Origin of the sequence: Limnobacter sp. 130, from assembly GCF_902506325.1 — a bacterium.
Lineage (GTDB): Bacteria > Pseudomonadota > Gammaproteobacteria > Burkholderiales > Burkholderiaceae_B > Limnobacter.
In genome coordinates this window covers 208,766-220,186 of record NZ_LR732331.1, presented here as the reverse complement: position 1 = coordinate 220,186, position 11,421 = coordinate 208,766, and the positions used below count along the sequence as shown (strand labels likewise).

The 11,421-nt window shown below is 54.0% G+C and carries 11 protein-coding genes; 5 read left to right on the top strand and 6 right to left on the bottom strand.

What is annotated here, in order from left to right; genetic code table 11:
• The first annotated feature begins 20 nt into the window (after positions 1–20).
• The 5 genes from FRIGORI9N_RS13870 (at position 21) to FRIGORI9N_RS13850 (ending at position 5,591) form a co-directional block, all read left to right on the top strand.
• Positions 21–1,205: a sensor histidine kinase gene (locus FRIGORI9N_RS13870; protein WP_159572389.1), complete on the top strand. Its 1,185-nt coding sequence runs from the start codon at positions 21–23 to the stop codon at positions 1,203–1,205.
• Positions 1,195–1,905, top strand: coding sequence for a response regulator transcription factor (locus FRIGORI9N_RS13865; protein WP_159572387.1), 711 nt, complete (start codon positions 1,195–1,197; stop codon positions 1,903–1,905). The genes FRIGORI9N_RS13870 and FRIGORI9N_RS13865 overlap by 11 nt, the downstream gene beginning before the upstream one ends.
• A gap of 139 nt (positions 1,906–2,044) precedes the next feature.
• Entirely contained in the window at positions 2,045–3,001 is a 957-nt protein-coding gene (locus FRIGORI9N_RS13860) for a TAXI family TRAP transporter solute-binding subunit (protein WP_159572385.1), read from the top strand.
• Between the two features lie 98 nt (positions 3,002–3,099).
• Positions 3,100–5,199, top strand: coding sequence for a TRAP transporter permease (locus tag FRIGORI9N_RS13855; RefSeq protein ID WP_159572383.1), 2,100 nt, complete (start codon positions 3,100–3,102; stop codon positions 5,197–5,199).
• A complete protein-coding gene (locus FRIGORI9N_RS13850; RefSeq protein WP_159572381.1) occupies positions 5,196–5,591 on the top strand; it encodes a DUF1850 domain-containing protein in 396 nt (131 codons plus the stop codon). The genes FRIGORI9N_RS13855 and FRIGORI9N_RS13850 overlap by 4 nt, the downstream gene beginning before the upstream one ends.
• Before the next feature lie 452 nt (positions 5,592–6,043).
• Here FRIGORI9N_RS13850 and FRIGORI9N_RS13845 read toward each other — a convergent pair whose 3' ends face one another.
• The 6 genes from FRIGORI9N_RS13845 to FRIGORI9N_RS13820 all read right to left on the bottom strand — a co-directional run bounded on the left by FRIGORI9N_RS13845 (position 6,044) and on the right by FRIGORI9N_RS13820 (position 11,387).
• The gene (locus FRIGORI9N_RS13845) at positions 6,044–6,346 is read right to left on the bottom strand and encodes a hypothetical protein (RefSeq protein WP_159572379.1); all 303 of its coding nucleotides are present in this window, start codon (positions 6,344–6,346) and stop codon (positions 6,044–6,046) included.
• 6 nt (positions 6,347–6,352) lie between these two features.
• On the bottom strand, positions 6,353–6,604 hold the full coding sequence (locus FRIGORI9N_RS13840; RefSeq protein ID WP_159572377.1) for a MoaD/ThiS family protein: 252 nt from the start codon (positions 6,602–6,604) through the stop codon (positions 6,353–6,355).
• Positions 6,571–7,944: an NAD(P)/FAD-dependent oxidoreductase gene (locus tag FRIGORI9N_RS13835; RefSeq protein WP_159572375.1), complete on the bottom strand. Its 1,374-nt coding sequence runs from the start codon at positions 7,942–7,944 to the stop codon at positions 6,571–6,573. Before FRIGORI9N_RS13835 ends, FRIGORI9N_RS13840 begins: the two co-directional genes overlap by 34 nt.
• The gene (locus tag FRIGORI9N_RS13830; RefSeq protein WP_159572373.1) at positions 7,941–9,788 is read right to left on the bottom strand and encodes an aldehyde ferredoxin oxidoreductase family protein; all 1,848 of its coding nucleotides are present in this window, start codon (positions 9,786–9,788) and stop codon (positions 7,941–7,943) included. The genes FRIGORI9N_RS13835 and FRIGORI9N_RS13830 overlap by 4 nt, the downstream gene beginning before the upstream one ends.
• A gap of 32 nt (positions 9,789–9,820) precedes the next feature.
• Positions 9,821–10,294 (bottom strand): 4Fe-4S dicluster domain-containing protein, encoded by a 474-nt coding sequence (locus tag FRIGORI9N_RS13825; RefSeq protein ID WP_159572371.1) that lies wholly within the window; start codon positions 10,292–10,294, stop codon positions 9,821–9,823.
• Between the two features lie 244 nt (positions 10,295–10,538).
• The gene (locus FRIGORI9N_RS13820; RefSeq protein WP_159572369.1) at positions 10,539–11,387 is read right to left on the bottom strand and encodes an ABC transporter substrate-binding protein; all 849 of its coding nucleotides are present in this window, start codon (positions 11,385–11,387) and stop codon (positions 10,539–10,541) included.
• Positions 11,388–11,421 lie beyond the last annotated feature (34 nt).

The following is an 11,421-nucleotide window of genomic DNA, read 5'->3' as shown; positions in this document are numbered from 1 at the left end:
GCAATTTCTGGTGCACATTGTTGCTATTCATTCAAGGTATTCAATCCATGCGTTTAAGCGAGTTGCTGGTTAGACGATTGCTCACCTGGCTCGGCCTGTGGGCCGTGTTCTGCGTGTTGGTGGTGTTCGCCATGGGTCGGCTCGATGTAAAAACCGAATACGCTGCAGCCTCTGCACTGGTCGACGACTTGCACCGGGGTCTGTCTAGCGCCGAGCCACTTGGCAATATCGCGCTACAACGCCTGCGCCAACAACTGGCCGAACGCAAAGCAGAACAGGAACGCAGGGAAACACGGCGGGAACTCTATTTAATTAGCGCCATGTTGCTGCTCATGGCTGCGGGCAGCGGTGTGGTGGTTTGGTATTCCCTAAGACCCGCCTTGAACAAACCTTTGCAGCAATTGGTACAGGGCTTGCGCGACTATGAGGAAGCTGAACGCGACCCGAGCTTGCCGCCGCCGGGCTTGAAGATTTCAGACGAATTCAGGATTGAGGAATTCAAACGAATTCACGACAGCGTGTCCCAACTGATCAACACCCTGAACGCTGAGCAGAAAAAAAGCCGTGATCTGTTGAATCGCGTGGTTGACCTTCAAGAGCGCGAACGACAAGCGATTGCCCAGGACCTGCATGATTACTTTGGCCAATCGCTAACCTCGATTTCCGTGAATTCTGCCTTTCTGGTCAGAAGCACGCAGGCACATACACAGGAAGCAGCGAAAGCCGTCCACGATCAAGCGCAGGAAATGATGGGCTGGCTGCGCAGCTCACTTCGCGAATTGAAGCCGCACCTGCTTTTGGAGGTTTCTTTGCGCGACGCGGCACTGGACCTGCTCGACAACTGGGCCAAACGCCACGGCTGGTATGTGGACTTCGCCTGGGCGGCCAACACACCTGAGCTGCCCAAGGAGGCCCCAATTGCGGTGTATCGCACCCTGCAAGAAGCGCTCACCAACGCCGCCCGCCACGCTAGCACCAAGAAAGTGAAAGTGTTGGCAGGTTTCGATGATCAAACCCGGGAATTCATTTTGATTGTTGAGAATGACGGACTCGCCGCAAAGGGTCCGATCACGCCTTCTTTGGGACTCACCGGCATTCGCGAAAGAATGGCCAGCCTGCAAGGCCGCGTGTTCTGGAACACCGAGGAGGACAGGTTTGTGTTGCGTTGCCATGTTCCGGTCGCAGAGGAAAATCATGCCGCTTGAGTCAAAGATTATTTTGGTAGACGACCATGCCGCCGTGCGCGCAGGCTACAAACGCTTCATCGATTCAGAGCACGATTTGCAAGTGGTGGGCGAAGCCAACAACGCTGAACAAGCCTTTGCCTTGCTGAAAACCCAAGCGTGCGACGCCTTGGTACTGGACATCAGCATGCCCGGGCAAAGCGGACTTGAACTGATCAAGCGCGTGCGTTTGAAATGGCCCAGGCTGGCCTTGGTGGTGCTGTCCATGCACGACAGCCCGGTGGTTGCCACCAAAGCGCTGGAACAAGGCGCACGGGCGTATGTGACCAAGTCCAGCGAACCTGATGAACTGATTCAAGGCATTCGCATGGCATTGGGCGAGCAAACCTTTGTGTCCAGCGATGTTCAAAGCCTGGGCATGATCGCCCCGCACTTTCCCCAACACAGCCAGGATAGCCCCCAGGATCTTGCAGGGGAAATGACCGATTCGACAGGGGCCACCCCCGGGGGCCTCACCCCCCGAGAAGTCGATGTGGTGCGACTGCTGGTGGAAGGAAAGACCATTGACCAGGTGGGGCTCAGCTTGGGAATCAGTGGCAAAACCGTGAGCAACAACCTGTCACAAATTCGTCAAAAACTGGGAGTACAAACAGACTTTGAACTGGCGTTTTGGGCCTGGAGTCAAGGTTTCGGCAGAAAACCGCCCGGCTTCGGTGAGTAAACACACTCACGTTTTCCTCATTCGTATTTTCCCGTATTTTGCGGAAAAACTGGCCAGTTTGCCTTGCAACCTGCGACGTTCTCGGGGATATTCATTGCACAACCAAAATACGACAACACTTTCTCAGGAGGAATGACGCATGATACTTCGCAAAGCGAAAATTGCAATTCTGGCCACGGCCATCACCGGTTTGGCGCTTGCAACAACCCCCGCCCGGGCCGAATTCATTAACATTCTGACTGGCGGCACTTCAGGCATTTACTATCCAATCGGGGTAGCCTTGTCCAAGGTTTATGCTGACAACATTCCAGGTGCACGCACGCAGGTTCAATCCACCAAAGCCTCAGTAGAAAACCTGAACCTGCTGCAGCAAGGCCGCGGTGAACTGGGTATTTCGCTGGGTGACTCAGTGAAGCTGGCCTGGGAAGGCAACGCTGAAGCTGGCTTCAAGGCACCGCTGAACAAATTGCGCGGCATCGCAGCCATTTACCCCAACTACGTTCAAATCGTGGCATCCAAATCTTCGGGCATTACCAGCCTGGCTCAACTCAAAGGCAAAGGATTGTCAGTGGGTGCGCCTAAATCAGGTACAGAACTGAACGCACGCGCAATTCTTGAAGCCGCTGGCATGAGCTACAAAGACCTGGGCAAAACCGAATACCTGCCCTATGCAGAATCAGTTGAGCTGATGAAAAACAGGCAGCTTGACGCCACCTTGCAATCTGCTGGTTTGGGCGTAGCCTCATTGAAAGACCTGTCCACTTCCATGGAAGTGAACATGGTGGCCGTGCCTGCTGACGTGGTGAAAAAGCTGGGTGCTCCCTATGTTGAGGGCACTATTCCTGCAAACACTTACGTTGGACAAACACAGGACGTACCCACCGCAGCTGTGGTGAACTTCCTGATTACACATTCGGAAGTGTCCAATGAAACGGCCTACCAAATGACCAAACTCTTGTGGGAAAACCTCGAGGCACTGCGCTCTGCCCACAAGGCAGCCAATGCAATCAAGTTTGAAAATGCGTTGCAAGGCATGCCCGTGCCATTGCACCCAGGTGCTGAAAAGTTTTATCGTGAAAAAGGCCTGATCAAGTGATCGTGGTGCCAATGCAGTAATTCAAGAAGTTGCCACACCCCGCCGGGGTGTGGCTTACAACCTCAGTTCTCTAGAGGCCCTTTCTGGGCTTTTTGTCTATGTCCAATATTCCCGATTCTACTGCCGCCGAAAACACATCTGGTTTTCATGACCCCACGTCCGCTGGTTTTACCCGGTCATTGGAAGGGCGACTGCTTTTCTGGATTGCAGTGGTGTTCTCCGCTTTTCAAATTGCCACTGCCGCACACCTGATCGATTTCCCAAGTCAGGTACAACGCGCATTTCACGTTGGCTTTCTGTTGCTACTCACCTTTCCGCTGATTGCCATTCAGAAACACACGGCAGTCAAGGCACTGGGGTGGGTGTTGGCACTCTCCGCAGTGTGTATAGCGGGATACCAGTGGTACGAATACACGGAACTGTTGCTGCGTGCGGGTGACCCCACAGAATTGGACATCTATCTGGGTGTCATCGCGATCGCGACTGTGTTTATCGCCACCTGGGTGCTGATGGGGCCAGCGCTACCGATCATTTGCGGCGCTTTTTTCGCCTATTGCCTGCTTGGCCAGTACCTGCCTGCGCCGTTTGATCACCGTGGATACGACTTTCACCAGGTGATTGAACACATGGCCTATGGCACCGAGGGCATTTACGGCATCCCGACTTATGTGTCGGCATCGTATATTTTCCTGTTCATCCTGTTCGGCGCTTTTCTTGAAAAGGCCGGCATGATCAAACTGTTCACTGACTTCGCGTTGGGCTTGGTTGGGCATGCACAAGGCGGTGCGGCCAAGGTGGCTGTAGTTTCTTCATCGCTCATGGGTACGATTTCAGGCTCAGGTGTGGCCAACGTGGTGACCACCGGGCAGTTCACCATTCCACTGATGAAACGATTTGGCTACCGCGCAGCATTCGCAGGTGGCGTTGAATCAACCGCGTCCATGGGTGGTCAATTGATGCCCCCCGTCATGGGCGCTGTGGCCTTCATCATGGCGGAAACGCTGGGTGTTGCGTATGCCGAAATTGTGAAAGCTGCCATTATCCCGGCCATTCTGTACTTCTTTGGCGCGTTCTGGATGGTGCATCTGGAAGCGGGCAAGCATGGATTGAAAGGACTTGAGAAAAAAGACCTGCCTAATCCCTGGAAAGCCGTGAAAGACCAGTGGTACCTCGTCATTCCGCTCATCGCACTGGTGTGGCTACTGGTGGGCGGTTACACACCGCTGTTTGCCGGTACAGTTGGCCTGGCCTTCACCGTGGTGCTTATTCTTGGCGCATCGATTGCCATCGGCTTGTCCAATATGGCCATTCGCGTGTTGTTCTGGATTGGCTTGGGTGTAGTGTGTGCCGCATTTTTGCAGTTTGGTATCTGGGTGATCGCAGGTGCAATTCTGGCGCTGATTGCGGTGAATGCATTCAAGAAAGGTGGCCGTGAAACGCTGGCAGCTTGCCGTGACTCATTGGCCGATGGCGCGAAATCGGCCCTGCCTGTGGGTGTGGCCTGTGCCATGGTGGGTATTATCATCGGCACCATGACACTGACCGGTGCAGCCAATACATTCGGCCAGTTCGTGGTCAGCGTAGGTGAAAACAGTCTATTCCTGTCGCTGGTGTTGACCATGCTCACCTGCATTGTGTTGGGCATGGGTATTCCTACCATTCCCAACTACATCATCACCTCCAGCATTGCCGGCCCAGCGCTTGAGCAACTGGGTGTGCCGCTGATTGTCAGCCACATGTTCGTGTTTTATTTCGGCATTCTCGCTGACCTGACACCACCTGTGGCGCTGGCCTGTTTCGCAGCAGCCCCGATTGCCAAAGAACGTGGCCTGACCATATCCATGGAAGCTGTCAAAATTGCAGCCGCAGGTTTCGTGATCCCATTCATGGCCGTGTACACACCCGCACTGATGCTTCAGGACGGTGGGCCACTGGCCAGTGAAATCGGCTACATACCCGCGGTCATCTACATCGTGTTTAAAACCGTACTCGCGATCAGCTTGTGGGGCGCGGCAGTCATTGGGTTCTTGGGTGCGAAATTGCCAGTCTGGATCCGAGTGCTGGGCATGGTCGCTGCTTTCACCCTGATTGCAGCTTTGCCTGCTACAGACGAAATCGGCTTTGCACTGGCAGTTGTGTTCGGCTACCTGGCCTGGCGCAACATGCGCACCGTGAAAGGTAAGTTGCAAACTGCATGAGTGTGTGTGTATTCATCGCAGGGAAATCAGTGACATGCCTTGCAGGTCTGCTGTTTTCCCTGAGCTGGACACACTCTGTCGAAAAAACCGAATGGGTAGAGCACTGGCAAACTCAAAATGAATTGCTGGTTCTGCAAGAAACATTTGTGAAAGGCAGCGGCGCCGGAATAGACCCGGCACCGAATGCTGTGCTTGACGATGGCTGGTATCGCTGGAAACCGCAAACCGCTGTGGTTGTGCCGTCAATTTCTTTGGCCAATTCTGAATTGACTCCCGACAATTGGACGCTTTGTGCGCTTGATGCGATGACGCGGCGGGCTGGTGAATGCATTGACTTTGCGAAGTTTGAAGATCAAGGCGTCGAGTCGTTTACCATCAAGGTGAGCAGATAGCCTACTGTCTGGCTTGCTCAGACGCATACCCTCTCTCGCCAGAAAACCTGAATACCCCCTTGTTATTGATTAACCGCCCTAAGCGCACCCGCTAAACAGCGGGCGGGCTACGCTTTCGGCTTTGCCGAACGGACGGTGAATTCAACACCAAGGGCAGGTTTTCTTGATCGGCGCTGCGAGGGCATTGCGGCCTGAGCGCGCTGGCAACGGCGCTGGCGACTTACGAGCCGGCTGCTTTGGTTCAGGTGAGGCTTGGGTACGGCACCGGCTGGCCGGCTTTGCAAGGCTTCCCGGCGGCTTCGCAGCGCGGGGCGATCCGGGGGATCGATGCGAAGACGCTTAAGCGTTTCGCATGCCCCAAGCCAGAAGCATCGAGCCGGAATCGAAGGCTTGCTTAGGCCAGCCGGTGCCGCACCCAAACCTCGCCGAACGCAGAGCACCGGCCTCTGCCCTCAGCCCCCGCCCCGCAAGGTATGCATCTGAAACTGCTTCGAAAAATGTGCCCTTGCATCCGCAGGCACACCTTCAGAAAACGCCAGTGTGACTTCCATGCGTTTCAAACGCACCAAGGCAATCACACGGTCGGGCAATTCCTTCCAGGCAATACGCGCAGTACCACCTTCCACCGTGTAATCCGCATGCGCATCTTCTTCCGAGGTCATCGGAAAAATCGCAGCAATCATCTGCAACCACCGGCGCAATTCTCGCTCGGTGCAAGACATATCAAGTGCTTTGTCAGTGTTAAAAATTGCCATTGCAGCTTAGCCTCCAGCAATGGGTGGCCAAATGGCCAACACATCGTCAGGAGTCAATACTTTGGTGGCTCGATCACCCGGGTCCACATACACGCCGTTGACCAACACCAGGTGTGTCAGTTTTTCGGGCAAGTGAAATTGATCGATGATTTGTTGCACGGTGCTGCCAACATCGACTTGCAAACGAACCGCGTTGTCGCTGCGGTTCGCTGGCAAATAGTCGGTCAGTGTTGCAAAGAGTTTGAAGGTAATTTCCATGTACTTTGTGACTGAGCGCAAGCCAAATAGGCTTCCATTAATCGGGTTGGATCTTCGAGCAAATGATCTTTCCATTCACCCAAGTGGATTTTGCCCTGAATCAGACCCCGCATGACGCCAACATGGTTCGTTAGCCCCAAACTGGTTGCACCAATCAGCACATCGTCTAAAAACTCCAAACGCATGTAAGAAAATTCTTCCTTGTTCTGCAACTCAACGCTTTGTCCACCCTCTGCGCCCCACCACTGGCCAAACGAGGCAGCGATCAAGCCAAGGGTGTCCAACACGTTCATGGCCAAACTGCCCTGCGTTTGCGTGCCCTGCCCCATCATGTTCTGGGCAGCAATGCGTGCATCGTCTGCAGCAGCCGGTTGAATCATGTTCACGGTTTTTTCACCCGTGGAGAAATCCCTAACCTGGGCCACGTCGCCTGCGGCATACACGTCTTTAACATTGGTTTGCATGTGATCGTCTACCAACAAGCCCTGATCAACTTCAAGGCCGCTGCCTTCCAGAAAATCCAGGTTGGGCTTTACACCCGTGGCAGAAATCACCAAGTCAATTTCCAGTACCTCGCCGTTGGACAATTTTGCGCGCAAGGGTGCGCCGTCTTTTGCCGCCACAGCGGTGCCAAAACCAATTGCAGAACCAATCTTGCTGATTAAACCCTGCTGCTCGGCCTGGCTGCCCACTTCAATGGCTTCCACTTTCGTGGAGCAATGCACATCCACGCCTTCCTTGATGCACCAGTCGCGAATCATCGTACCCGCGCCTTCGGTCATCATGCGGGGCACCATGCGGTTGCCCATTTCGACCACGGTCAGCTTCACGCCGCGCAAGGCCAGTGCTTCCATAATAATGCAGCCAATAAAGCCTGCACCCATTTGCAACACGCGTGAACCGGGCTTGGCCAGCTCGATAATTTGCCGCGCGTTTTCCAGTGTCCAGCAAGGGTGTACGCCGGGCAAATTCACACCGGGAATGGGTGGTGAAATTGGGCGAGCACCCGTTGCAATCAGCAACTTGTCGTATTCCAGTACATCGCCATTGTCGAGCACCACTTTTTTACCGGCGGTGTTCAGCTTGGTGGCGCGTGCACGAATTTCCTGAATATTTTGCTTCTTGAAATGGTCGGGGTCTTTGCGAAGGTAAGTGCCTTTCTCGCCCACCTTGCCAATCAGCAAATAAGGAATCGCCATGCGGGAGTATGGTGGTTCCGGTTCGGCACCCACCATCACGATTGAATCGCGAGGCCGCTGCTTGCGAATTTGCTCAGCAGCGACCACCCCCGCAGGCCCGTTACCCAAAATAACGTGCCGTGTTGGAGTGCTTCCTGTCATAGTCCCAGGCGCTCCAGTGTTGCGGAAGTTGGGCGCCCTTCGGTGTCCCAGCCACGCAGTTCAAAGTACTCGGGCAGCATTTTGTCAATGCCGTTGACCAGGCCTTTTGCAGGGCCTACTTTTGCAGCATCTTTCTTCAAACGCGCTGGCAGGTCGTCATCGGCCTTCGTGAAACCAGCGTCCAGATTGAACTGGCGCTCCATGTTCCAGATTCGCTCGCCCATGGTTTCCAGATTGGCCATGTCGAATTCATCACCACACGCTGCAGCCACTTGGGGCTGCACATCGGCCAGTGTCCAGGCAAAGCTGGTGAACACGCAAATACCGGCTGAATCAAACACAGCGGTTGCATCCTGGAAAGCTTTCACAAGCGCTGGCTTGCCATCGGTCACCAAGGGATCTGTTTTCACGGGAATACCCAGTACTTCAGACGCCACGGTGTAACCACGCAGGTGGCATGCACCCCGGTTGGAGGTGGCATACGCCAGGCCCATGCCCTGAATGCCGCGAGAATCGTAGGCTGGGAATTCCTGACCTTTCACACTCATCGACAGTTCAGGGTGGCCGTACTTCTCGGTCAAACGCTTGGAGCCCTGACCAATTTCAACGCCAAAACCTTCGCCGTTGCAGGTGTCTTCACTCAATTTAACCAAGGCCTCGGCTGAACCAAACGGTGCTTTGCAGCCCAGTTGTTCTTCAGTCAATACGCCCATTTCATACAGTTCCATCACTGCAGACACAGTGGCACCCAGTGAAATCGGGTCAATGCCGTGCTCGTTGCAAAGGAAGTTCACGTAGGTGAGTGCTTCCAGATCATTCACGCCGTTTGACGAACCCAAGGCCCAAGCTGCTTCGTATTCCAAACCACCGGAAGCGCCATGGTACTGGGGCTTGTTTTCCACGGTGAAGTGGGTTTCATCAATTTTGGAAATGCGACCGCAGGCAATGGTGCAACCAAAACAAGCCTGGTTGGTGACCAGGTTGGCCTTGCCGTCCGTTTTACGTGGCTCGTGCATTTTCTCGCCAGAAATGTCTTTGGCGCCTTCAAAAATCACATCGCGGTGGTTGTTGGTGGGCATGGCGCCCATTTCGTTGATCACGTTCATCAACACCTGCGTGCCATAGGTGGGCAAGCCTGTGCCGGTCACTGCGTTCTCTGCGAGAATTTTTTTCTTCTCGTAGGTCACCTTCATGAATTCCTTGGGGTTGGAAATATTGCCCACACCCTTGGTGCCGCGAACAGCAATCGCTTTCACATTTTTGGAACCCATCACGGCGCCCACGCCTGAACGGCCAGCCGCACGGTGCAGGTCATTCACAATGGCTGCGTACAACACGTGGTTTTCACCGGCCTTGCCGATGGAGCACACGCGCATCAGCGGGTCCTGGTGCTTGGTCTTGATGGCGGGTTCGGTGTCCCACACGCTCTTGCCCCACAGGTCAGACGCATCCATCAATTTGGCTTTTTCATTTTCAATCAGCAGGTACACAGGCTTGGGCGACTTGCCTTCCATGATCACCATGTCCCAACCTGCACTCTTCAATTCATTGCCGAAGTAGCCGCCCGAATTGGAACAGGCAATTGCGCCTGTCAGCGGGCCTTTGGTGATCACTGAATAACGGCCACCTGTCGAGGCCATCGTCCCGGTCAGCGGACCCGTTGCATAAATAATCTTGTTCTCGGGCGAAAGTGGATCCACTTTCGCGCTGACTTCTTCAACGAAGTACTTGGTGGCCAAACCACGTTGGCCAAGGTAGCTTTTCGCCCAATCCATTCTCAAGTCTTCAGTGGTACAGGTGCCTTCTGTCAGGTTCACGCGCAGTACTTTACCGGTCCATGCCATTTGTATTACTCCCTTCTCTCTGTTCTTCTGAATTACGCGTGAGCCTGGTTGCTCAACTTCTCGGCCCACTGCTTCATCTTGTCCAAACCAGTCCAGTTCGAATCCACAAACGTGATTGCACCGGTTGGGCAGGCTGTTGCACATGCAGGGTCGCCGCCGCACAGGTCACACTTCTGAACCTTGCCGGTTTCCTGAACGTAGTTCACGGTACCGAACGGGCAAGCGATCGTGCACACCTTGCAACCCACACAGGTGTCTTCCGACACCACTTTCACGCCGTTGGTTTTGTCCACGGTAATGGCCTCAACCGGGCAGGCATGCAAACACCAAGCCTCATCGCACTGAGTACAGGTGTAGGGCACTTTTTTACCAGTGTGGTGAAAGTCGAATACCTTGATTCGCGACAAAGACGTGTTGAAAACCTGATAGTTCTCGTAGCTACATGCCATTTCACACTGCAGGCAGCCCGTGCATTTGTCGGGCGTGATGTGAAGAGATTTTTGCATCCCGTTGTTCCTCTCTTTTGGTTTATTGGTTTCTTCGCATTACATACAACCTGACTTATGCAATAAGCCTGCCAACTAGAAAAATAAATTTCAACGGCTCACGGCAACAGTTTTCTGAATTTTGCCGCCTCGGGTTTTCCCGGTGAAACAACTGTGTTTCAAAATGAAACAACTGTTCCAAAAAAAAGCCCCGCATCACTGCAGGGCTTTTGCACGCAAATACATGGGAACAAGTTCAGCCCAGTCAAGGCCTCATGTATTTCACGCCATAGCTTGAAAAAATCTTCTCCAACTCACCGCTTTCTTTCAATTCATTCATGGCCACAGTCAGCTTCTCAGCCAGCTCTTTGTTGGATTTCTTGGTCGCCATGCCCACAGCCCAACCTTTGGGTGGCAAGGCGTTGTGTGGAACTTTGGACACGTAAAAGTCAGCCTTCTTGTCGGGGTGCTGATGCAAAGCCCACTCCAGTTCGGCACGCGTGGCCATTACCGCCACCAACTCGCCATTGACCATGGCATCAACCGCTTCCTTGGGTGTTTTGAAATTCACGAGATTGTCCGCATAGGCTGCGCCATCGGCACCCGCCAACATAATGCTGGGCAAAGCCGCTGCTTCTGCACCAATCTTGTTGCCCGCCTCCGAGAACGGCTTCAGGCTGTCGAGATTTGGCAGCTTCTTGACATTACGCGCCACGAAAATGTCGTCGCGTGTGTAAGGTGAGAAAAACAAGGCCTGATCTTCTTTTTGCATGATGTATGCATCCACCGGCGCATGCATCAGGATGTCTGCAGGAGCCCCCGCCAGGTAGTGCCCGCGCGTCACCATGTTACGAATGTCGTCAGAAAACTCTTCGTCTTCAGTGAAGGGGCGAACCCGAAGACCCAAGCCCAGCTTGGCGGCCAAAGCTTTCGCAACGTCCACGTCAATGCCCTTGCCTTCATGGGAGTACGGTGCCAAATAGTTGTAAACCGCAACAGTCAATACGCCCGAGGCTTGCACCTTGGCCCAGTCGGTCAATTCTTGGGCGTACACGCCAACCTGAATCGACAAGCCCAGCGCCAGTGCGCCACACCATTTCACAAACACATTCATACAAGTCTCCGATTTTCAGCGTTGGGGACACGCT